We start from the raw sequence: 23,029 nt of genomic DNA on the forward strand, positions 1-23,029 counted from the left end.
GAACGAGTCTCTAATGTTAGTTTTGTTTGCTTAAAGGCTCATTTTTATCGTTTCAAATACGCCAATTTTATTATTGTTACTATACTGAAAAAGCTTAATATTTTAATAAGGAAGTGATGATGCGAACAACACTTAAGACTCGCCTACTGCTAAGTAGTCTGTTTGCCGTATTGATCACTGTGGCGGTATTGGTGAGTATTTCCAGTTACTTCATTCGTAGCAATGCTCTCACCAATACTCAGCTCGAAATTGAACATTTGGCGACTACCTTTACCCAAGGAATAGGCCATTGGATTTATGATCGCAAAAAAGCCATTACGGGCCTCAAATCAACCATTGAGGCGCAACCAGATCTCGATCCTGTTCCTTATTTATTGCAAGCGCATAATAGTATCGGTTTTGCTTTAACCTATTTTGGTGATGAGCAAGGCAATATGTATCGTCAAGATCCTCGCTTGAATAAGCCAAATTACGATCCTAGAGTCAGACCCTGGTATAAGAGTGCAAAGGCTGCTGGCAGCATGATTATGACGGCGCCTTATGTGAGTGTGACCTTGCAGAAGCAAGTGGTGACGATTGCCGAGCCGGTGATGGTGGCTGGCCGATTTTACGGGGTTGCTGCGGCTAATTTAACACTTGATCAATTAACGGACGCAGTTCGACAACTAAAGGTCCCTGGAGAAGGTTACTCTATTTTGGTCGATAGCGCTGGTTTGATTATTAGTCACCCAGACAGTGAATTGAATAATCAACAACTAAGCGCGATTGATGGTGAGATGAATCAAAACTGGGTTAAAGCGCGCGCCAATACCAATCTCATAGAAAATCGCATTTTGGATGATACCGCTAAACTGGTATATGTAGAAGCGGTACCAGAAAGTGATTGGTCTTTAATATTCATCATGGGCAAACAGCAAATTATGTCACAGGCTGCTAGCCTCGCATGGTGGATGTCGGCGATGGGCTTTATTTTATTGATTCTATTTGGGTTGGTTTTAGTCGCGATTTTCAAATTTCAATTTAGAGGTCTCGAGCGAGTCGCTCAGGCGCTGAATGATATTGCCGAAGGTGAAGGGGACTTAACAGTACGCATTCAAACAACGAATAGTTACGATGAAATCGGCCAGTTGGCTGGCGGTTTTAACCGTTTTGTTGAACGGGTTCACGGTATGATCTCTCGGATGCATGAAATTGCGGGTCAATTGGGAGGACAAGCCACAACAACCAGTGCATCAGCCACCGATAATAGTCAGCGAATCGCGGTTCAACAAGATGAAGTGACCATGGTTGCCACCGCAGTGACTGAGATGGCCAGCGCAACCGAAGAAATTGCTAGCCATGCAGAGCTTACGGCGAATACCGCACAAGAAGCGGTGACTCTCTCTAGTCATGGTCAAACTCAAGTGATGCAGAGCCAGCAGTCGATTCGCAGTTTGGCGGACGAAGTGGCGACCGCCGGACAGATTATTGGTGAGTTGAACGAGCACTCACAGAAAATTAATAGTATCTTGTTAACGATTAGTGGTATTGCTGAGCAAACCAACTTGCTGGCTCTAAATGCCGCCATTGAAGCAGCTCGAGCTGGCGAACAAGGTCGTGGATTTGCTGTTGTGGCAGATGAGGTCCGAGTATTGTCGCAACGTACCCATTCATCGACCCAAGAAATTCAGGCGATGATCGAGACCTTACAACAGACGGCTGGTAAAGCAGTCACCTCGATGACCCAGAGTCATGATATGGCCGAAACCAGCGTTACCGATGCAAATTCTGCTAGCGAAAGCTTGTCTCAAATTAGTAAGGCGATTAACGATATCTCAGATATGGCGACGCAGATCGCGACGGCAGCAGAAGAACAAACTTCTGTGACCAGTGAAATCAATCGAAATACCGAATCGATTCGCGAAGTGTCGGAAAACTTATCTCAAGAGGCGCAAACCTCGATGACACAAGCCCAGGAACTGGCAAATTTAGCCGAATCGCTACAACAAGAAGTGAGCCGATTTAAATTATAGATTGTTGTTGCAATTTCTTAATCCCGTTGAAGGTTGCTATTTAACGGGATTTTTTATGGTTGGCTTGTGATGGTTCTCAAATCAAATGAGCATAAATGCTAAATTACTTCATGCCATTCTCCTTTGTACTGCGATTCAATATACCGTTTTGAATTCGAATCGAGAATACTCAAAGTTGACAATCTCGATACAATATTTTTATTAAACAAATGCTTAAAAATAGGTTCTAAGTGATTTATATCGTATTATGATTTTTGTCATAAGTATTACATTCCTTTTCATTTCACTGACTGAACGTTTGCTCGTGGATGAGTTTCGTTATGAGGTGAGCTGACAAGCATACTTAGACCTTCCTATAGCCTTGGGAAAATTTTTATAACTTAATTAAGGATTATTAAATGAGAATATCGACGATTTTTGTCATGTTACTGGCTCTTTTATCCTCCGCAAGCTTTGCTGAGAGCATGGGGTCGGCATACATTCCTTACAACTTGTCAGCAACTTCAAAGGCCAGTGAGATGGGGGTGACGATTTCAAATATTACTGACGAAACCGTTAGTGTTGAACTTGAAATGTACGATCTTAATGGCAGTTTAATTAGCAGCCCTTCGGCATTTACGAATTTAAACGGGGTTGCGATAAATATCAGTACTTCACCGGCTGATGCGACGATTAGTTTTGATATTCCAGCTAACGCGACCGCTGCGTTTATCTATGGCAACTGGAATGGTCATGGTTATGGCAAAATCGCTTGGAAACAAGACAGTAACAGGCGTACCGCATTATTAGCCCATGCCTTGAGAAATAATAATGGATCATTTTCAATACCAATTAATGCCGGATTACCATTCTGAAGTTAACTCTAGGAACTGTTTAAGCTAAATATTAGCGCCAAGCCAGCGAAAACAGTGGTATTTCGCTGGGTCGGCACTAGCAGTTTAAGGATTATCTAAACTTTGAAAATACTCATCTTGTTGAGGCTCCCAGTCTTCAGGGTCAAGTTCGACTACCGGGACTGCCTGATTTGCACTGAAATAAATACAAGCGGGAGCGGAATATAAGGGGACACCATCGTAAGAAAATATCGAGTAGTACTTAGGAATATTGGGATTACCAAAATCATCAAAAGTGTATTCATCCTTACCGCCATAAATTTTTACGCCATCTTGAGGTGATTTGGGAGGATGAAAGCGATTCCGCACCACAAAGGCACCCACAAAATCGTCATTGTCAGGGTTTTTCCAGGTGAGTTTCGCTAAGTTTTTTTCAAGCGTGACCGTGAAGTTTGTCGGGGCCGCTAAAGGGGTCTTCGGACGTTCGATATACTCGATGATTAATTTTGGTTGTTGCTGATTACTCGGATCATTAAGCCAATTTATCAGATCATCTTGGCCTTTTTTGCTGGCAGAGGTGGAGCGGATCACAAAACAAATGGGACTATGTTCACTATATAAACGCTCCAGTTCTCCACGACTAAAGCTATCAAAATTGAAGTAGTGTGGCTTTTTATCACGTAGCTCAGTATGACTGACTTCGTATCCAATATATTGAATTCGTTGACGTTCTTTAACTGATTGGTAGCTCAAGTTGTCCACTTCGGCCAATTCGACCGTGAATCGAATATCTTTTTTGGGGCCCAAGAAGTTGGTGTTTTGAATGACGAGATAGGCATCGGTAATCACGGTTCGTTGCGGGTCGGGCATCGCCTGCATAGCGAAGGCCAGTTGCCCATAAACTTTTTCACCTTCAGGGTCATAACCCGAAGCTAATTTGCCATTTTCAATTCCTTGGCGATAGATACTATTGACCATTGTAGGGTAGAGTTCTACACGCTGTGGTCGACGTGTATAGGTGAGTTCAATACTGGGTCGATAGTGAATGCCTGAACCAAAGCGACCAAAGCCAATATCAAACTGCATCATCTGCGATTCGTGCCCTCGGGGAAGCGTCGTGGGGCCGTCGATACGGATCACCAGACTGCCTTGTGCGATAAACTGTTCAAGTAATTTGCGCTCTGCACCGTTAAACGACCAATGACTCCAGACCCCTTGGGTTAACTTATCTGATTCGATAGCTTGACCGGTGTGTAGTACTTTGGCGTTTTTGATGGCTTCAAAATCGCGAATATCGGAAATACTCGCGGGGTCGAGTATTGAAATTCCCCATTCTCCATAGTTTTCTATTTTTGCACCAACACGGTTGAGAGGGTAAAGCGAGAATGATGCGGCTTCAATTTGAGCATTGTCGGGGACTCTATCTAGTTTAAATTCAATGACCCCATAGCAAACGCCTCGAGATTTATTCACTCCAATAAATAACGAGTTGTTCCCAAAATGTTCTCGATTTTTTTCTTGAGTGTATTGCCCTAGATAGCCAATATCGTTGCGCAGCGGAAATAAGGTTCGGCTAAACTGATGTTGCGCGAGGTCGGTTTTTAATTTCACTTCTGGCGCATAGGGGCCGCAGATCTGCTGTTTTGCATGAACCGCCCTAATTTTGTAGTAATAGTAGCTGCCGCTTTGCAGTTGAACATCGGTAAAGCTGGTGGATTTGGTGATGCCCACTAAGTTGTCATCTGTACAGGGACTTTTATGTTGCTGGTTGCGATAAATTTCGAAATAAACATCCTCGTCACCAGAATATTCCCACTCTAAAGTGGCTTCATTGGCGGCAAGAGCGCTAATCGTGAAGTTGCTCACTCGCTGCGGCGCGAGGGAGGAGTAACTGATTGCAGAGTTAAGTGCGAGTACCAGCGCGGGAATGTTTTCGTTCACGCTTTGGGTCATGTTTTCCATGTAATCGGGAATATTACGAGTGCCTACCTCAACAACGGTGGCAATGATGCCTTTGTCGTAATAGTACTCTCGGCCGCTACCATTAATTAAATTGGTGGGGGGCTTGCCACGATGTATCCCATATTGGGTACCAGAGACTTTTTGGATTTCATGTGCCATGTTGGCGCATAGGGTATTTAAGTCAGTGGTATCGACTTCGGCTTCATGATTAAATTTATGCGCAGGGAAAAATACGTTGCCTTGCGAGTGGTAATCTAGCGCGATCGTAATATTGTGGTGGTTGTCGACAAAGTCTCTAATCGCTCGAGTTTCTGGTTCAGAAAAGGCTTCAGGACCACCATAGGTGGTGGCATTGGTATCGTTACGGTGTTTGAAACGAGTGCCAAAATTGCGGTTTAGATCGACGCCAAAGCTACCATCGCCGTTATCTCTGCGGTTTTTTCGCCAAAAAGAAAAATGAGTGCGAGAAAATTCAAAACCATCGGGGTTAAGGCAGGGCACAATATATAGGGTATTGCGACTCAAGGCTTGCTGAAGCTTTGGGTTAAACTGATGATTGTCGATAATGTATTTGATGAAGCTATTGGCCAGCTCGATACCAATCCATTCACGGGCATGAATGGTTCCCGTATATAACAGTGCAGGCTTGGTGTTGGCATTGGCTAAACCTAAGGAGAGAGTGGCTAGAACAATAGGGCGATCTTCCCAAGTATTCCCAATGCTTTGCACGTGGATTAAGTCTGGGTAGTCAGCCATTGCTTGTTCAAGAAAAGCCATCGTATCTTTATAAGAAGTATATTGTTTTTTCATATTTGGCCTATTGCCAGGTTTTTTGCAAAGCCTGCATTTCTTCCTTGAGAGTGTACTTTAGTTACTGTTGTGGTGTTCAATCATCATACGAAGCAAGCTCCGTTCCCCCTTAGTTTACAGAATAAGGGGGATGGTTCGTCAATCATTTAGTCTGGTTGTTGTTGCGGGCTTGATTCGTCTGCTTCTTCTGAAGAGGGAATATCGCTTTGGCTTTGCGTATCAGCACTTTGCATGGTCGCTTGCCGGGGACTTGTGGATGATTGATTTCGCGGGTAGTTATCCTGACGATTCCAAACTTCACTTGGCCACTCTTCTGCACCGGGGATCGGATTTGTTGACACAATGGGGTAATTATCCTCGCTAAGTGCGGTAAAGGTTTCACCACTGTCACAGCTGGGAAAGTACTTTCGGCCAAAGGTGATATACCGCATCGTTCGCAGGATCGAAGCGCTCATTTTGCCCAGCTCTTCCCAGTTGTATAGTGGAATATTAGGCAATTTAAATTGCCCGTCGGATAAGTGCCACATCAGGTATTGGCCTATCCAGTCTCGAATATAGGGGAAGGCGGCAAAGGCGGTGGCGCATTCTAGAATGCGCAATTTACCATCGATACCAACAGCGATGTCACAGGCCCAATACTCGGCCTTGGCGGCTTTGGAGACTTGCACCGCCAAATCTAACACCTCTTTGGGGACATCCTGATAATCCATGCTGCCGCCTTGGCTGGTATTGGTTAGCCAATCGCCTTCGGGAGGACGGCGCCAAAATGCGCATACCGGTTTATGGCCAATCAGCATCACCCGTATATCGGCGCTCATGGGGACAAAGTTTTGCAGGTAAACCGGATAGTATTTTTTTTCGGCGAGTAAGGCTTTGGCTTCTTGAAAGTTGTCTACTTTATGGACAAAGTAACCACCGTAGTTTGATGGCCCGTAAGATTTTTTGATGATCTTGGGGTAAGTAGTGGTCTTTAAGAATGCTTCGGCTTCGGCATATTCATAAAAAATATCGGTGGGCGGAATGGGGATTTGGTATTTTTCACAAAAATGAGTGACATTTTCTTTCGATTTATTGCTGAACTGAGTATCTAGTGAGGGAATAAATCGAACCTCTGGCAATTCGCGTGCAATTTGTCGAAAAGTTTCGTAGGCCGTTGCGGGGATATTACCAATGAGTACTTCGATTTTTTTTTGCTTCACTTCTTCGATAAAGCGATTTTTATCGTGTCCCCAATGGTAAACCACGGTTTCAATTGTAGTTGGCCAGCCTTTAAAATTAGATTTGTCGAAAAATCTTAAGACGTGGTCTAGATAAAGTAGGCCTAGTTTAGGCAGTCTGCTGTTGCTCATATATGCTGTCTTCTATTCGGTCAACTAAGGGGAGAGGTTGGGTGTTGGTAAATATAGTGCGCTCTACTAATTCAACAATGGCATCAATTTTTCTCGAGTTAAAATCGATCCCCAGTTTTTCTTGTTCCGGTGTGGCAAAGGCAGGAATGCCGTTGACTTCCAACACTACATATTCTTCGGTATCTAAGTCATAAAGTAGGTCGACGCCAGCAATCTCTAAGCCGGTAACCTTAGCTGCCTGTATGGCGAGTTCAATCACTTCATCTGAGGGATGGCGGGTAATCACGCTGCCACCACTGGTGATGTTGGTCTTCCAGCTATCGGTGGGCGCTTTACGGCCGTAACAACCGATGTACTTACCGTTGACCACGTCGACACGATAATCAGTTTTATCGTAATTGATGTATTTTTCTAAGTAAAAGTGCGGGACATCGAGTCGATTTAAAAACGGTACCAGCACATCTAAAGAACGCTCGTCTTCGATCTTCACGATCCCTGTTCCGCCCCAGCCATCGGTTGGTTTGTATACAACTCGGCCATTCCATTCACGAACCGTGTCGCGTAGCCCAGAAAAATCTTCACGATTAAATAAGCGATAATCGGCACTGCGTATGCCGGCTTGATTGAGCGCGTAAGCGGTTAAAAATTTATCTTCGGACAGAGAAAAGGCTTCAAAATTATTGATAGTTGGCACCAATTTATTGATCGCTTGATATAAATACATTTGGAAAGGTGTTTGTTGGCCTGCATTATAAGAGAAGAATAAATCGAGTTGCTCCATGGCAATACCATTACAGATAATCTCGCCATTTTGCGCTGAGGCTTGTGCTAAATCTAAGCCGGTAATTACGTTAATCCCACGCTGTGCTAATTGCTTGATAATGTTGTTCTGGATGGTGTCCCCACCGCTGTTTTGATACATCCACATCCCTATGGTAGGGCCATTTTTATCTACTAGATTCTTACCCATAAAAGCCCCTTAAGACCAGAATTCATCACGTTCAAGGTTTATTTCCATTAAACCTATGGCCTAAATCAGCAATATTAATGCCATTAGATGTCGTTACCATTTCAATGGTTCACTTTTTGCAGTAGGCAAATGGCTTCGAATGATATGGGGGCTTAGGGGCACTTAAGGTTTGCGAGCGTTAGCGACCTATAAGGGCCGCTCCTTAAGGGAATATAGCGATTTTTAAGGCTTTAAAAATAATGAGGAACTAAGCGAGATGCTGAACTTTGCCCAATTGAAAAGTATTATCGATTTAAACTCTTATACAAAAAATAAAGCGGGGGTTGACCAAAATGGTGCAGTGTTTCGCGCTTGGATGGAGCAACTCGGCTATATCACCGAAGTTTTTCGGCGAGAGCATATTGGGGATCATTTGCTATTTACCAGTCGATATAACTCGGCATTACCACGGGTATTGCTATTAGGCCATCTTGATACCGTATTTCCTCCCAATAGCTTTGAAGGGTTTCGTGAAGACTCCGACTGGGTGTATGGGCCCGGCGTATGTGATATGAAAGGCGGTAATATTGTTGCTTTAGAATCGCTTAAGGCTGTGCGCTTGGCTCACGGCGGACTGGCTAATATCGATATGTTGTTGGTTAGTGATGAAGAAAGCGGCAGTGATGACAGCAAATACCTGAGTGCGGAATTGGCTAAAAATTATGACATTTGCTTGGTATTTGAAGCTGCCGGGGCCGAGCATGAAGTGGTGACTGAGCGTAAAGGTGTCGGCACGTTTACCATTCACTTTCAAGGCAAGGCTGCTCATGCGGGGAATCATTACGCCGATGGTTGCAATGCTAATTTGGCGGCGGCACAGATGCTGATTGCCTTGACCGATTTAACGGATCTAGCTGCTGGTAGCACCGTAAATGTGGGAAAAATTTCGGGAGGGATCGGTGCCAATACGATTTCACCGAAAGCTTCAATTGTTGTTGAGCTGCGCTATACCCAAATCAAGGAACGAGATCGTTTACTTGCCGGACTTGAACGCATTGTCGCAGAGCCAAAGGTTGTCGGTGTAATCGCTTCGCTGGAAGGGGGGATCCAACGCGATGTGATGCAGGCCTCCGCTGAGCAAGCTGAATTACTATCAACGATAGCCGAAATTTTAGATTATCCATTAAAAACCGAGAAGCGAGGTGGGGTGAGTGATGCTAACATCGTGTCGTCAGCCGGGGTGGCGACTCTGGATGGTTTTGGGCCGTATGGTGATGGTGACCACACGGTTCATGAACGCGCCAGTAAACAGAGTTTTGTGCGACGGATCGACGAGGTCACTAAAATCTTGTTAGCTTTTAATGCGAATGCTTCGCTATAGGTTTCGGAAGATAATAGTGTTTTTAGCATTGTAAATGCTAAAAACAGATCAGTGAGGGGGCTATTGTTCTAATACTCACGATTGGCCAAAACGAGTTTGAGCGGCCACTTATGCAACGGTGTTTGGAATTAGCGTTAGTATGGAATCGTTGGCGGTGACGCGCTTAGCATGGGGGCTGGAAGCGAGTTCAGCCCTCGCTTTTTGTGGGTGGTTTTTAATTGCCTTGTTAAATTTAGATTTTAAATTAAGCTGATAAATCTTTAGTCTCGCGATGCTTTGTTCGATTGAGTTCTGTATTCATGTTTTTTAGTACTTGGGTATTTGACGCCAGTTTACCAGGGAGTGGCATAATAATTTGGACACTGATGGGTGACACGAGGATTTGAGAGGTTTTAATTCAGTGAACTTAATCTGTTTTGTTACCGCATTGATAAGCTATACATCCTGCTGAATCGTTGTATTTGTCATTTTAGCGATGAGTCCACCAACTCGTTTGCGCATCTCACGTCTATCCACAATCATATCTAGAGCACCATGCTCTAAGAGGAACTCACTCTGCTGAAAACTCTCGGGTAATTTTTCTCGAACGGTTTGCTCTATAACACGACGCCCCGCGAATCCGATCCTTGCTTTAGGCTCGCCAATGTTAATGTCACCCAACATAGCTAAGCTAGCTGAGACACCACCAAAAGTTTGATCTGTTAGCACCGATATGTAGGGGAGTTTAGCCATTGATAATTGATTCAAGGCAGCGCTGGTTTTGGCCATTTGCATCAGAGCCATTAGCGACTCTTGCATTCGAGCACCGCCACAAGCAGAAAAGCATACGAACCCACAATTTGCATCAATGGCAGCGTCAACTGCCTGAACGAAACGAGCCCCTACAACTGACCCCATCGACCCTGCCATAAATGAGAACTCGAATGCGCAGGTCACAACAGGTATCCCCATTAGTTTTCCTTTCATCACCACGAGCGCATCTTTTTCTCCGGTGCTTTTTTGAGCTAGAGCAAGGCGTTCCTTATATCGCTTCAGATCCTTAAAATTTAGCAAATCTTTCGGTTCATGTTCACTGCCAATTTCAGTTCGTTCCCCTTTATCTAGAAAACTTTCTATTCGTTGGCGTGCAGCCATCCGCATGTGGTGTTCACATTTTGGACACACCGCCAGATTCTTTTCAAGAGCTATACGGTATAAGATCTGATCACAAGAAGGGCATTTAGTCCATACTCCCTCAGGAATCGACGCTTTACGTGTACGAATGATGTTCTTCTTCTCTAGTAGCTTTTCTAGCCAACTCATGGGAAACCTTATTCAGATACCTTTAGTGAAGGGTATTGTATTAGCCTGTATTTGGTAATAAAGTGGCAATTATTGGTTTAATAATCCCACTTTATGGGACAAATGAGATGCTAGACAAGATTGAACAGCAGTGGTTAAAAAGCTTTCACTGTGTCTATGAGAACAATAGCTTTAAACGGGCTGCAGAATTTCTAGGTTTGCCGACATCAAATGTTAGTCGCCATATCGCTTTGCTGGAAGATCGACTGGATACACGACTATTTGACCGAACGACCCGCAGAATCGCTCCAACAGATGCGGGAGAACATCTTTATTTACGCACACAGCCATTGCTGGACAAGCTTAATGATGCTCTTGAGGAAGTGACTCAGCACTCTCATCAGGTTATGGGTCAGCTTAAAGTCTTAATGCCTGATTCGCCTGCTTTAGCCCAAGCATTGGTTTCTTTTTGTACCCAGCACCCCTCGGTTTCATTATGTTGTGATAGGTAATCCCCCCGAAAATTAATCGCATGCAAAAGTAGAATTTTCTCGTATAGTAAATACAGGAGATTCAACATGAAAAAGTCACGTTACACGGACAGTCAGATCTTATCTATTCTCAAGCAGGCTGAGGCTGGTACACCTGTTCCTGAGCTCTGTCGTGAGCATGGAATGAGCAACGCAACCTTTTACAAGTGGCGTTCGAAATACGGTGGTATGGACGCATCCCTTATGGCGCGGATGAAAGAACTCGAAGATGAAAATCGACGGCTTAAAAAGATGTATGCGGAAGAACGCCTTAAAGCAGAGGTGATCTCAGAGGCGATGGCAAAAAAGTGGTGAAGCCCTGTGAGCGTCGATTGATGGCTCAGCGTTCGGTGGCGAACTATCACATCAGCATTAAAAGTGCATGCTATTGGTTTGGGATCAGCGAGACCTGCTATCGCTATAAATCGAAGCTTCAACCTGAGAATGAGTTGATAGCTCAAGAGTTAGTAACGCTGTGCAACAGTGAAGACTGCTCTGACTGGGGCTTTGGCCTGTGTTTTCACCATTTGCGGAACGTTAAAGGGTATACATGGAACCATAAGCGGGTTTATCGGATCTACTGCGAATTGGCTCTAAACTTACGTATTAGGCCAAAACGACGCCTGAATCGCCATACGCCAGAGCCTCTTAAAGAGCCGATTAAAACAAACCAAGTTTGGTCCGTGGACTTTATGCATGATCAGCTATCTGATGGCCGGAAGTACCGTTTATTCAATGTGATAGATGATTACAAACGTGAAGGTCTGGCGTCAGAACCTGATTTTTCAATGCCCACAGTACGAGTCACTCGGATCTTAGAGCAGCTCATCGAACAACGAACCAAACCTGTTGCGATCCGCTGCGACAATGGTCCTGAGTTCATTAGCCATGCGTTTATTAAATGGGCCAACAACCACGACATTCGAATCGATTATATTCAGCCAGGGAACCCACAACAAAACGCGTATATAGAAAGGTTCAACCGTACTATGAGGTTTGGCTTAGTGAGTAAGTATTTGTTTGACACACTTGAAGATGTTCAAGATCGGGCGACCCAATGGTTATGGTTCTACAATCATCAACGACCACACCTTGCAAATGGAGGGTTCCCACCACTAAAAACGGCAGCATGAATTCTACGAATAAATGCGGTTAATAATGGGAGGATTACCGGAGCAAAGTTGAAGTCTGTTTGAGCGTAGTGTTTACTTCAACGCCCTTGAGAATAAGCAACGCAGGGTTTAAGAAGATGCAGGGCGTGCTTAGCTAAGCTTTGCTCGTTGAAGCTTAATGACGTCGCCGTAGGCTAACCCAGAGCGGGGCAGCGATGAGTTAGCCATAAATGAATACAGAACTATTCATTTATGGCTAACAAACGGTTAAAATTTAATCTATCGCGCAAGCTTTATTGTTTGCCGACAATAAGAGTCTTTGTGATTAAACGATAACGGCAAGCGATGCTTGCCGTTGATTTAGTTTGACTGACGTTGGTGTAAACGTACGTTCAGCATTCGCAAGGTTGCTTGAATACCCGCAAATACCTGGTTTGAGTTGATTCCGCGCGTATGGAACTGTTTGTTTTCATCGCGCCATTGAATCACACATTCGGTTAAAGCGTTGGCTTGACCGCCCGGTGGGATGCGTACTTCATAATCAAGCAGTTCAGGCATGCTCAACTTAGCTTCTGATAAAGGATAAGTTAAGGCCTTCATAAAGGCATCAAAGCCACCATTACCATGGCCAGAGCTTTTATAGATCTCATCTCCAATTCGCAGACGGATGTTGGCCGAAGACTCGAGATCTAAACCACTGGTAATTGAACAGTTAAGCAACTCAATGTGAGCAAAATCGTTACTCTCCATGATGTCTGCAATAATAAAGGGTAGGTCGTCGGGCGTAATGGTCGCCTTCTGGTCACCAAGTTGAACAATCTTTTGGAGTAGTTTCTTTTGATTTTCGGGAGACAGCTCGATCTCCATCGCTTCTAAATTCTTCACGATAGAAGCTTTGCCGGCCATCTTGCCCAGCGCATATTTTCGCTCGCGGCCAAAACGTTCGGGGCTTAATTCGGTAATATATAAGCCCCCTTTATGATCGCCATCGGCATGGATCCCAGCGGTTTGGGTAAACACATCGGCTCCTACAATAGGCGTATTGGCAGCTAAACGTTTACCGGAAAAGCTCTCAACTAATTTAGCAATATTGTGGATTTCTTTCTCATCAATATTAAGTTGAAAGCCGAGTTTATCTTTAAGGACCACCGAGACTTCGGCCAGCGAAGCATTACCGGCGCGTTCGCCCAAACAATTCATGGTGCAGTGCAGGGCTGCGACTCCCGCCTCGGCGGCGGCCATACTATTGGCTGTTGCTAAGCCATAGTCATTGTGGGGGTGAAAGTTAAATTTGATTTGTGGGAAGCGAGTAATCATCTCTGAGATACTGATATACACTTCTTTGGGTGCCATCACACCTAAGGTGTCTGGCAGCATGAAGTGCTCAATGTCGAGGTTGCTGAGCGCTTCTACCAATTGAAAAACATAGTCGGGGCTATCGGCGTAGCCATTTGACCAATCCTCTAAGTAAACGTTGACCGATAAACCTTGGCTTTTGGCATAGTCTACGGTTTGTTTGATATCGATAATATGTTGTTCAAGGCTTTTACCTAACTGATTGGTACAGTGGTTTAAGCTGCCTTTGGTAAGCAAGTTGATGATTTTTGCACCTGAGTCTACGATCCAGTCGACACTCTTAGTGTGGTCAACAAAGCCCAGAATCTCGATTTGCTGTAAATAGCCGGTGGTTTTTGCCCAAGCGGTGAGTTGTTGTACCGCTGCCTTTTCGCCTTCTGAGACACGTGCCGAAGCGACTTCGATGCGGTCAACTTTTAGTGATTGGAGTAAGGCTTTGCCAATACTGACTTTTTCTTGTGGAAAATAAGATACACCTTGAGTTTGCTCGCCATCGCGTAGCGTGGTATCCATGAGTTGAATTGAGCGGTTTTGCTCCATAAAGCCGATCTCTCAGTAAAGAATTAGCTTAAAGAAGTAGGCGCAACCTGAGCTGCGCCTGCTAGATAACTATTGATGTACAAAACGGTACATCGTTGATTAGGCGTTAGGCCATAACCAAGGAAGTTGTTGTTTGTGTTTGGCTTCAAATTCAGAGATCTTGTCTTCGAATTTTAAAGTCCAGCCAATGTCGTCTAGACCTTTAGATAAAGTCTCTTTACGGAATGGGTCCACATCAAATGCTATTTCTTTACCGGCAGGGGTTTGAATGACTTGATTCTCTAAATCAATGGTAATTGAAATCCCAGGGGCCGCTTCGACTTCATCCATTAATGCTTGTAATGTTTCAGCATCAACGATGATTGGTAATATGCCATTTTTAAAGCAGTTGCTAAAGAAAATGTCAGCGTAGCTAGTTGAAATAATAGTATTAAAACCGTAATCGGCAATTGACCAAGGTGCGTGCTCACGTGAGCTACCACAACCAAAGTTATCCCCGGCGATTAGGATTTTTGAACCTTTAAACTCGGGTCGGTTTAATTCAAACTCTGGGTTGTCAGAGCCATCTTCTAGGTAGCGCCAATCGTGGAAAAGGTGAACGCCAAAACCGGTACGCTCCACTTTTTTCAAAAATTGCTTGGCAATGATTTGGTCTGTATCTACGTTGCTACGATTCATTACCGCAGCAACTGAGCTGTGTTTTTTATATGCTTGCATCATAAACTCCAAAAATTTCACTCACATTGATTAATCAACGTGTTTACATTATTTCCAAGTACGTAAATCGACGAACTTACCTTCAATGGCCGCTGCTGCTGCCATTGCGGGTGATACAAGGTGGGTTCGACCCCCTTTACCTTGTCGTCCTTCGAAGTTTCGGTTTGAAGTTGATGCGCAACGCTGTTCAGGTTGAAGATAATCACCATTCATCGCGAGACACATTGAGCAGCCTGGCTCACGCCATTCCCAGCCAGCTTCGATAAGCACTTTATCAATGCCTTCTTTTTCAGCTTGTTCTTTCACAGGGTAAGAACCTGGCACCGCAATCGCTTGCACACCTGATGCTACTTTTTTACCTTTAGATACAGCGGCAATGGCACGGAAGTCTTCGATACGGCCATTGGTGCATGAACCCACAAATACAACATCTACCGGAAAGTCGGTCATTTTCTTACCGGCTTCTAAACCCATGTAGCTAAGCGCACTTTTAGCCGCTAAAGATTTAATTGAATCTTCGATTTGAGTCGGATCTGGAATTGGTTGATCCACTGGTAGTACTTGCTCTGGTGAAGTACCCCAAGTCACTTGTGGCGCAATTTCTGCTGCGTTTAATTCTACTACAGCGTCGTACTCGGCACCTTCGTCGGTGGTCAATGACTGCCAATAGGCAACTGCTTGATCCCAGTATTCAGCTTTAGGAGCGAACTCTTTGCCCTTGAGGAAATCAAAGGTTTTTTGGTCTGGTGCAATCAAACCCGCTCGTGCTCCACCTTCAATGGCCATATTACAAACGGTCATGCGGCCTTCCATCGAAAGAGCTTCAATTGCAGAGCCTGCAAATTCGATGACGTAACCGGTGCCTCCGGCAGTACCAATTTTACCGATAATGGCCAACACAATGTCTTTGGCGGTGACAAACTCGGGTAACTCACCATCCACTTTCACCAGCATAGTTTTTGATTTGCCTTGTTGGATGGTCTGAGTTGCCATAATGTGTTCAACTTCAGAAGTACCAATACCGAAGGCGAGGGCGCCAAAGGCTCCGTGAGTTGCGGTGTGACTATCACCACAACAAACCACCATGCCGGGATGAACAAATCCGTGCTCTGGTACAACGATATGAATTACACCGTTGTTAGCATTGTTCATGTCGTACAGATTAATGCTGTTATCGGCACAGTTTTGCGCCATCACTTGAATTTGTTTCTTGCCAATCGGATCAGGGAGCGTTGCTCGGTCGGCTGCTTTGGTTGGAACACAGTGATCCATTGTTGCCAGAATGCTGTGGGGATTACGAACTGGGCGATTCGCGATGCGTAAACCTTCGAAGGCTTGCGGGCTTGTTACTTCGTGCATGAGGTGACGATCAACAAAAAGGATAGATGCGCTACCTTTAGGTTCGTGGACTACATGCGCGTCCCAGATCTTTTCGTACATTGTTTTTTTCATTGCTTCCTTTACACCCTGTCTGTTGCTCTCACTCGCGCTGTTTTTATTCTTTGTCAAGCTTTAAGCGACTACTAGTAAACTTAAACTGTCTATTTTTTCTGTCTGCAAATTATGCTCATTAGGTAAATTAGACGACCAAATCAGCATAATTAAGACTGTTCATCATAAAACAACATGCTAGGTGCAGCAAGGGGCTGCACCGAATCAATGCGTGATTATTCGCGAACTTGCTGTTTTGCCAAATGAAAGCGCTGTCAGTCATAAAATTAGCAAATAATCGTGCTTTGTTAGTGAAAACTTAACTAGCTTTTGTTTTCATCACTGTTATTGACGGAAAATAGGCCTTTGCAGCTTGTTTTTAGTGCTAAAACGCCAAGGAGTTTGGATGAAAGGTTTTAAATTAGGTCTAATCAGCGCTGCCTTAGTCATGTCCGCAGGTTCGGCGAACGTATCAGCGGCAATGATTAAAAGTCCCCTTTACTTGAATTACGCTGACAGTGGTGTGAATGCCGCACAACGTTTAAAGTTTTCAGGTAAAAGTCGCTATAAGATCACGCTACCGTTTGAAAAAGGCATTTACAAAATTCAAGTTTCAGACCAAGGGCAAAGTTGTGGACTTCGTTTTGGGCCAGAAGATGGTAGCAAGTTTGCTTTTTCTAAGCCTCTAGCGCTGAACGCATGCGCTAATGACCGTTATTTTGAGTTGAATATTCGCTTCGCGGGAAATTATGAACTGATTTTAGATAACTCACAAAGCGACAAACCAACGCTACAAGTGGCGCGTAAGGCCAAGGCCTCAAGTTTTAAACGTAGCCCCCCTGCAGTTGACTGCATTCAGTGGGACGGGCAGCCAATTACGGTTGATGTAAGTTCTACTTTTAATAACGGTCAATTGGTGAAAGATTTTTATTCGGGCCAAACTCAGACGGTGATGAATGGTCAAGTGAGTATGCAGCCCGACCCCGCCAGCGGGGGACTGCTGTTATTAGAAGCTGCAGATGGCAAAGCCAGTGAGTTTTCTTGGGACAATGCTAGCGTTTATTTCATTATGACCGATCGTTTCAATAATGGGGATACGAGTAACGACTTTCCTTTTCATCGTAAAGCAGACGGCAAGCAAGAAGCCGGTACTTTTCAAGGTGGAGACTTTAGCGGCATCACTGCCAAACTGGATTACATCAAAGATCTTGGGATGAACGCAATTTGGGTCACTCCCATTGTTGAGCAAATTCATGGCTTTATTGGTGGAGGCGATCACGGTCGTTTTCCTTTTTATGGCTACCATGGTTATTGGGCCTTAGATTTTACCAAGATAGATCCGAACCTCGGCAGCGAACAAGATTTTGGACGTTTCGTTGATGAAGCTCATAAACGAGGTATTCGCGTGCTGGTTGATGTCGTCATGAATCATGTTGGCTACCCCACGCTGGATGATATGCAAACTATGGGTATTGATGCCTTAGCGCCCCATGCGCCAGTACCTAAGCAATGGACCGATTGGCAGCCAGATTTGAGCAAGGGCCAAAATTGGTATCGCTACACTAATTTTATTCGTTGGAGCTCTAGTGAATGGGTCGATAAATGGTGGGGCCCGGATTGGGTTCGTAGCGGTATGGCGGGTTATACGGCGCCAGGGGGGGATGATATCACGATGAACTTGTCTGGGCTGCCGGATTTAATCACCGAAGGAACCAAGTCGGTGAGTTTGCCACCATTTCTTAAACATAAAAAAGATACCAAAGCCGTCGAACGTGAAGGTTATACGGTGTCGGACTACTTGATTGAATGGCATACCAATTGGGTTCGTGACTATGGTGTTGATGGCTTTAGAGCGGATACAGTGAAGCATGTTGAGCCCGAGGTTTGGGGTAAACTCAAGCAAGCTGGAGTTGAAGCTTTGGCCGATTGGAAAGCCAAACACCCGGATAAAAAATTAGACGACAAACCCTTTTGGATGGTCGGTGAAGTTTGGCATCATGGGGCCTATAAAGATTTTTATTTTGATAATGGCATGGATAGTTTAATTAACTTCGAATATGGCGGTGGTAAAGCGGCGCTGAAAGGGGCGCAATGTCTTCCCCAAAACGAAGGTATCTATGCTAGTTACGCGAAAGAGATTAATCGAGACCCTAACTATAACTTGCTCACCTATATCAGTTCACATGATACCAAGTTGTTCTATTCCAATTATGAAGATTTAACGCTACAGGCTGGGGCCGGAACGGCCTTGATGATGATGCCCGGTGGTGTACAGCTTTACTATGGAGATGAGAGTGCCCGCCCACGAGGGCCTCAATCAGATGCCTTTGATGCTCCCACGCGCTCATTTATGAACTGGCAGCAAATTACTAAAGAAGCGGATCGACAAGCGTTACTGAAACACTGGCAAACGCTGGGGCAATTCAGGAAACGTCACGTAGCCATTGGTGCAGGAGAACACCATAAGATAAGTGATAAACCCTATGCATTTAGCCGCAGCAAGGGGAATGATAAGGTTGTAGTGGTGTTTGCGGGGCTTCAGTAGTCACTCTCACTTAGATTTGACAAAAGGCGGCTCAATTGAGCCGCCTTTTTTATTTAAAATAACTCATTAAACGCGCAGCCATTGCTTGACTCGTTGTTACCTCTTAAAAAGATATCATGTCACAGTCGCAATCTCGTTTGTAAGAGGATGCGCTGCTTGCGATTACGACGAGCTTACTAAAATTATGATGCAGCTAAGCACGATGCTTGGGTTTAGCGAAGTCTATTGCTTGTCTTTCTTTCAGAAGGAGACTGGAGCGTTTACATGGCAGTCGAAAAGCCTGATAAATAGTTAAGGAGTATTTATTGTTGGCTATCATTCAATAAAGTTTGGATATCTTCAAATTTCAGTTTCTTCTTCTCGTTCGTCATAAGTGAACTTATATCAATTGTTTTGCTTATCCAGTCATTTTTTCCAGTTATTAATTCGTTTGACAATGAAGATATGTTTTTTTTGGCAAGAGTTGATTATGCAAACTACGCTTTAGGTTTTACACCTACTAAGACAAGCGCTTGAATATTATTTGAATACGGATCGTTCAATAATTAAACAGGTGAAGCATTGGTTTTATATCCGCACCGCTTTAAATGGAGTCAATATGTTTATATTTTTTAAAAATGTACTCGTGTCATCGCTCTGGTATTAACCACTGTATTTTGTATGAGTATGTTTGCTCGCTCTTAATGTCAGAGTGAAATTGTGAATATTTTCGCTCAACTTCCGCTTAAACATTACTCATTTTTACTCTCAAAATCAGTGAGTTAACCGCGCATCTTTGAATAACGGATGACTATAGAGTTGTGCCGTTCGATGAATAAGCACTCATGCTTTTGTCCTGCTATTCATGTGCTGCTGGGGAAGTGCTACTTATTGTTAATTACGGTGTGGTGTTTCATTTAATGACCAAATGATTATTAAAAGGGATGAGAGTTTATTACTCTATATGTCAATAAAAATGGAGTTATATCGTGTTTGGATTTTCAAAAAAATTATATTTAGGTTTTTCGGTGGTGCTTATTCTTCTCTGTGTCGTGGGAAGCAGCGCTTATTTTGCCCTAATGAATGCGTCATCGGGATTTGAAGATTACCGATCTTTGGCTAGAGCCACTAATGCTGTCAGCCGTATTCAGGCCAATATGCTGATGGTGCGAATGAATGTGAAAGATTTTATTACGACCTCGGCCCAAAAAGATAAAGATGAGTTTGAATCGTATTGGCAGAAAACACAAAACTATATGAATGAGGCAAAAGGCATTATTTCTGACCCTAAACGTATTGGGGTTATTAAGGATATTGATGGTTTGCTCAATGAATATAAAGCAGGTTTTTCACAGGTTGTTGTTCTTAAGGAACAAAGAAATGCACTGGTTAAAAATGTTTTAGATAGCAATGGTCCTTCAATTGAAAAGACACTGACTAAAATACTAATGTCAGCAGCAGCTGAAGAAGATATGCATGTTGCACATAAAACTGCATTAGCGACTCGCAGTTTATTATTGGCTCGATTATATGTTGTAAAATTTTTGATTTCTAATGAGCAATCTGATGTTGATCGAGTACATAAAGAGTTTTCTGATATAGATATGGAAATCAATGAGTTGGCTGATTCTTTGCAGGGTCAAGTACAGATGGAACTACTTAAGGATGCACAAAAAAGTATCAGCGAATATGAAAAAGTTTTTGATGAGGTTGTTCAGGCAATAGCTGATCGTAATGTAATTATTAATGGCACACTAAATCGAATTGGTCCAGTGGTTGCAAAAATGACAGAAGATCTAAAACTGTCGATTAAGAAAGATCAAGACATCCTTGGTCCTCAATTGCAAGAAAGTAATCATAGTGCAGTCGTTATTATCGAGAGCATTGTGGCTGTTGCTTTAATATTTGGTATTGCTATTGCCTTCTTTATTACTCGTTCGACAATGAATAGTTTAGGTGGTGATCCGTTATTGGTCACAAATATTGTTAGGCGTGTTGCCGAGGGGGATTTAGCGGTTGATTTACCCAGTCATAATGAACTCGATACTAGCTTGTATGCTGGTGTACGTATCATGGTTAAAAGTTTGCAAGATAAAGCAGTTCTTGCTCAGAAAATAGCTGATGGGGACCTCTCTTCTAAGATTGTGTTAGCGTCTGATAAAGATGTATTAGGCCTTGCTTTGCAAGAAATGGTACAGAACTTAAATGATATCTTAAGTGAGATCCAAAGCTCGGGAGATCAAATTGCAGCTGGCAGTGCAGAGGTCTCGAGTGTAAGTCAGTCACTTGCACAGGGGGCTACAATACAAAAAGATAGCTTACAAACCATTTCTGTAGCATTAGAGCAGTTGTCAACACAAACAGGCTTAAACGCAAATGGCGCCAATGATGCTCGAAAATTAGCTGAGACGGCTCAGCAAGCGGTATCTGATGGACAGAATCATATGAAAGAGATGGTTGAAGCGATGAATGAGATTAAGGAAGCGGGTGAAAGTATCGCCGTGTTTATCCAAACTATTGATGGCATCGCAGAGCAAACAAATCTACTCGCTTTAAATGCAGCGATAGAAGCGGCACGAGCAGGAGAGCAAGGTAGAGGGTTCGCAGTTGTTGCCGATGAAGTGAGAGGGTTAGCTTCGAGAAGTACGCAAGCGGCATCAGAAACAGCTAAATTGATACAATTATCATCAAATAAAACACTCAACGGTGTTGTGATTGCAGAAAAAACAGAGAAAGCACTGCTCGCTGTGTTTAGTGGTATTAACGAGACCACTGATTTGGTGGCCGGCATTGCTGCGGCCAGCAATGAACAAGCACTTGCGGTTGATGAAGTAACCCAATCAATTGCATCGGTTGGAGATGTTGTTGATCAAAATGCAGCAGCTTCGGTTGAAGGAGCCGCAGCAGCCGAAGAGTTAAGCGGTCAAAGTATTGCGATGAAAGAGGCATTGGCCCATTTCACCTTATAATAGATGATGGGAATAAAACGAATAGAATAAAATGGGTGCTCTTCTTAGTAGGTTTGAGAGCACTCATCATTCTGTGTTCGCTAATTTTGATTAGATGTTTAGGATATCATCCAGACGTCTATCAAAGTGAATTGCCAGTTGAGGCAATGTTATATTTCATTTCGGAATTGGCATTGTCTATTTACTGCAATTTAATATGCCTGCATAAAGAAGCTTAAGAAGCTGCTTTAATCAGGTAACTCCGCTTTTATATGACATGATTATCGATACTTTTTTTACGACTTAATGTTAGCTCGCCATCGATGTGGATGTCTCGCTGTGGGAAAGCAATTACAATATTTTGTTCTGCAAATAGTTCATCGATCCGAAAGCGGATTTCACTGCTTACCTGTCTAAGTTGCCCTTCCATGTTGGCGTCCATCCAGAAGTACACGATAAACGCTAAAGCATTGTCACCAAAATCATTAAATATCACCGTTGGTGCGGGGGTCGTCAGCACTGAAGTTTGTTCTTTTACTGCTTGTTCTATCAGTTGAGCGACTTTTCGGCAAGGAGAGCCATAGGCTACGCCAATGCTAATTGAAGTGCGAGTTTTGTTGTCAATGAGAGTCCAATTAACCACGGTATTTTCAAGTAATTTACTATTCGGAATAAGCAAGTGGACGCCATCAGTGCGTCGGATCCGAGTGGAGCGGGTATTGATGGCCTCTACATTCCCTTTTACATTATCGACTTCCAAAAAATCACCAATTTTAATCGGTCTCTCCCACATTAATATCCAACCGCTTATAAAGTTATTGATGATATTCTGAGCACCAAAACCGACGCCAATTGCAACCGCACCAGAGAGAAAGGCAAAAGCAGTAATCGGGACATTGATCAAATCTAGAGTGGTGATCCCCATGACTAATATACCGAGTACATAGGTGATGCGAGTGACTAAATGAATTAAATCAGGGGCGACTTTTTGCCGAGTCATGCGATTTGTGAGTAGCTTTACAATGGTTCTAAGGGATAAATACCCAACGAATAACAAACAAGGAATGATGAGCAAGTCACCAGCACTAATTGCTTTGTCTTGAATGTGGAATATAGGTGTCTTCAGTAAGCTTGCTAAACTGTCAATGGTCACGGACTATCCTTGTGAAAAATTTGTAGCCGCGTCGGGACGGCCTTTGCCTGTATCTAGCAGCATCTATAAATCAAAGTTAACTTGTAATCAATTGTGTCTAGTTTAAATAAGATGCTAGAGTTGTGAATTAATTTTTACTGC

Annotated in this window: 15 protein-coding genes; 7 read left to right on the forward strand and 8 right to left on the reverse strand. The window is 43.6% G+C overall.

Going from position 1 to position 23,029, the window contains the following annotated elements; all coding sequences use genetic code 11:
* Positions 1 to 119: 119 nt before the first annotated feature.
* Both ACRRSX_RS09890 and ACRRSX_RS09895 read left to right on the forward strand, forming a co-directional pair.
* Positions 120 to 2,012 (forward strand): methyl-accepting chemotaxis protein, encoded by a 1,893-nt coding sequence (locus ACRRSX_RS09890; RefSeq protein WP_432456188.1) that lies wholly within the window; start codon positions 120 to 122, stop codon positions 2,010 to 2,012.
* Positions 2,013 to 2,410: 398 nt separating this feature from the next.
* Positions 2,411 to 2,866, forward strand: coding sequence for a hypothetical protein (locus ACRRSX_RS09895; RefSeq protein ID WP_432453372.1), 456 nt, complete (start codon positions 2,411 to 2,413; stop codon positions 2,864 to 2,866).
* An 84-nt stretch (positions 2,867 to 2,950) separates the two neighbouring features.
* On the opposite strand, the gene ACRRSX_RS09900 is transcribed toward ACRRSX_RS09895, so the two are convergent.
* The 3 genes from ACRRSX_RS09900 to ACRRSX_RS09910 form a co-directional block, all read right to left on the reverse strand.
* Positions 2,951 to 5,617: a M14 family zinc carboxypeptidase gene (locus ACRRSX_RS09900; protein ID WP_432453371.1), complete on the reverse strand. Its 2,667-nt coding sequence runs from the start codon at positions 5,615 to 5,617 to the stop codon at positions 2,951 to 2,953.
* 146 nt (positions 5,618 to 5,763) lie between these two features.
* Complete coding sequence (locus ACRRSX_RS09905; protein WP_432453370.1) at positions 5,764 to 6,966, reverse strand: ATP-grasp domain-containing protein; 1,203 nt, start codon at positions 6,964 to 6,966, stop codon at positions 5,764 to 5,766.
* Positions 6,944 to 7,936, reverse strand: coding sequence for an ATP-grasp domain-containing protein (locus ACRRSX_RS09910; RefSeq protein WP_432453369.1), 993 nt, complete (start codon positions 7,934 to 7,936; stop codon positions 6,944 to 6,946). The genes ACRRSX_RS09905 and ACRRSX_RS09910 overlap by 23 nt, the downstream gene beginning before the upstream one ends.
* A gap of 256 nt (positions 7,937 to 8,192) precedes the next feature.
* Between ACRRSX_RS09910 and ACRRSX_RS09915 the strand changes: the two genes are divergently transcribed.
* On the forward strand, positions 8,193 to 9,296 hold the full coding sequence (locus ACRRSX_RS09915; RefSeq protein WP_432453368.1) for a M20 family metallopeptidase: 1,104 nt from the start codon (positions 8,193 to 8,195) through the stop codon (positions 9,294 to 9,296).
* A gap of 435 nt (positions 9,297 to 9,731) precedes the next feature.
* Here the strand turns inward: ACRRSX_RS09915 and accD are convergent, their stop codons facing one another.
* Positions 9,732 to 10,598, reverse strand: coding sequence for an acetyl-CoA carboxylase, carboxyltransferase subunit beta (accD, locus tag ACRRSX_RS09920; protein ID WP_432453367.1), 867 nt, complete (start codon positions 10,596 to 10,598; stop codon positions 9,732 to 9,734).
* 107 nt (positions 10,599 to 10,705) lie between these two features.
* Between accD and ACRRSX_RS09925 the strand changes: the two genes are divergently transcribed.
* Together ACRRSX_RS09925 and ACRRSX_RS09930 are read left to right on the forward strand one after the other, a co-directional pair.
* Positions 10,706 to 11,089, forward strand: coding sequence for a LysR family transcriptional regulator (locus tag ACRRSX_RS09925; RefSeq protein WP_432453366.1), 384 nt, complete (start codon positions 10,706 to 10,708; stop codon positions 11,087 to 11,089).
* Positions 11,090 to 11,155: 66 nt separating this feature from the next.
* A protein-coding gene (locus ACRRSX_RS09930; RefSeq protein WP_432451743.1) for an IS3 family transposase occupies positions 11,156 to 12,240 on the forward strand; the annotation gives its coding sequence in 2 pieces (ribosomal slippage) (positions 11,156 to 11,405 and positions 11,405 to 12,240; 1,086 coding nt in all).
* A gap of 339 nt (positions 12,241 to 12,579) precedes the next feature.
* On the opposite strand, the gene ACRRSX_RS09935 is transcribed toward ACRRSX_RS09930, so the two are convergent.
* The 3 genes from ACRRSX_RS09935 to leuC all read right to left on the reverse strand — a co-directional run bounded on the left by ACRRSX_RS09935 (position 12,580) and on the right by leuC (position 16,284).
* Complete coding sequence (locus ACRRSX_RS09935; protein ID WP_432453365.1) at positions 12,580 to 14,115, reverse strand: alpha-isopropylmalate synthase regulatory domain-containing protein; 1,536 nt, start codon at positions 14,113 to 14,115, stop codon at positions 12,580 to 12,582.
* A 99-nt stretch (positions 14,116 to 14,214) separates the two neighbouring features.
* Positions 14,215 to 14,832: a 3-isopropylmalate dehydratase small subunit gene (gene leuD / locus ACRRSX_RS09940; RefSeq protein ID WP_432456187.1), complete on the reverse strand. Its 618-nt coding sequence runs from the start codon at positions 14,830 to 14,832 to the stop codon at positions 14,215 to 14,217.
* A gap of 48 nt (positions 14,833 to 14,880) precedes the next feature.
* Complete coding sequence (leuC, locus tag ACRRSX_RS09945) at positions 14,881 to 16,284, reverse strand: 3-isopropylmalate dehydratase large subunit (RefSeq protein WP_432453364.1); 1,404 nt, start codon at positions 16,282 to 16,284, stop codon at positions 14,881 to 14,883.
* A gap of 385 nt (positions 16,285 to 16,669) precedes the next feature.
* On the opposite strand from leuC, the gene ACRRSX_RS09950 reads away from it, so the two are divergent.
* Together ACRRSX_RS09950 and ACRRSX_RS09955 are read left to right on the forward strand one after the other, a co-directional pair.
* Complete coding sequence (locus tag ACRRSX_RS09950; protein ID WP_432453363.1) at positions 16,670 to 18,808, forward strand: alpha-amylase; 2,139 nt, start codon at positions 16,670 to 16,672, stop codon at positions 18,806 to 18,808.
* A gap of 968 nt (positions 18,809 to 19,776) precedes the next feature.
* Positions 19,777 to 21,756: a HAMP domain-containing methyl-accepting chemotaxis protein gene (locus ACRRSX_RS09955; RefSeq protein ID WP_432453362.1), complete on the forward strand. Its 1,980-nt coding sequence runs from the start codon at positions 19,777 to 19,779 to the stop codon at positions 21,754 to 21,756.
* A 247-nt stretch (positions 21,757 to 22,003) separates the two neighbouring features.
* Here ACRRSX_RS09955 and ACRRSX_RS09960 read toward each other — a convergent pair whose 3' ends face one another.
* Entirely contained in the window at positions 22,004 to 22,888 is an 885-nt protein-coding gene (locus ACRRSX_RS09960) for a mechanosensitive ion channel family protein (RefSeq protein ID WP_432453361.1), read from the reverse strand.
* Positions 22,889 to 23,029: the final 141 nt, after the last annotated feature.

It is taken from the genome of Agarivorans sp. QJM3NY_30 (assembly GCF_050870855.2).
GTDB lineage: Bacteria > Pseudomonadota > Gammaproteobacteria > Enterobacterales > Celerinatantimonadaceae > Agarivorans.

Excerpts from the sequence above, each read along its gene's own strand:
- ACRRSX_RS09890 (WP_432456188.1), top strand. The coding sequence starts at position 120 with ATGCGAACAACACTTAAGACTCGCCTACTGCTAAGTAGTCTGTTTGCC.
- ACRRSX_RS09895 (WP_432453372.1), top strand. The coding sequence starts at position 2,411 with ATGAGAATATCGACGATTTTTGTCATGTTACTGGCTCTTTTATCCTCC.
- ACRRSX_RS09900 (WP_432453371.1), bottom strand. The coding sequence starts at position 5,617 with ATGAAAAAACAATATACTTCTTATAAAGATACGATGGCTTTTCTTGAA.
- ACRRSX_RS09905 (WP_432453370.1), bottom strand. The coding sequence starts at position 6,966 with ATGAGCAACAGCAGACTGCCTAAACTAGGCCTACTTTATCTAGACCAC.
- ACRRSX_RS09910 (WP_432453369.1), bottom strand. The coding sequence starts at position 7,936 with ATGGGTAAGAATCTAGTAGATAAAAATGGCCCTACCATAGGGATGTGG.
- ACRRSX_RS09915 (WP_432453368.1), top strand. The coding sequence starts at position 8,193 with ATGCTGAACTTTGCCCAATTGAAAAGTATTATCGATTTAAACTCTTAT.
- accD (WP_432453367.1), bottom strand. The coding sequence starts at position 10,598 with ATGAGTTGGCTAGAAAAGCTACTAGAGAAGAAGAACATCATTCGTACA.
- ACRRSX_RS09925 (WP_432453366.1), top strand. The coding sequence starts at position 10,706 with ATGCTAGACAAGATTGAACAGCAGTGGTTAAAAAGCTTTCACTGTGTC.
- ACRRSX_RS09935 (WP_432453365.1), bottom strand. The coding sequence starts at position 14,115 with ATGGAGCAAAACCGCTCAATTCAACTCATGGATACCACGCTACGCGAT.
- leuD (WP_432456187.1), bottom strand. The coding sequence starts at position 14,832 with ATGCAAGCATATAAAAAACACAGCTCAGTTGCTGCGGTAATGAATCGT.
- leuC (WP_432453364.1), bottom strand. The coding sequence starts at position 16,284 with ATGAAAAAAACAATGTACGAAAAGATCTGGGACGCGCATGTAGTCCAC.
- ACRRSX_RS09950 (WP_432453363.1), top strand. The coding sequence starts at position 16,670 with ATGAAAGGTTTTAAATTAGGTCTAATCAGCGCTGCCTTAGTCATGTCC.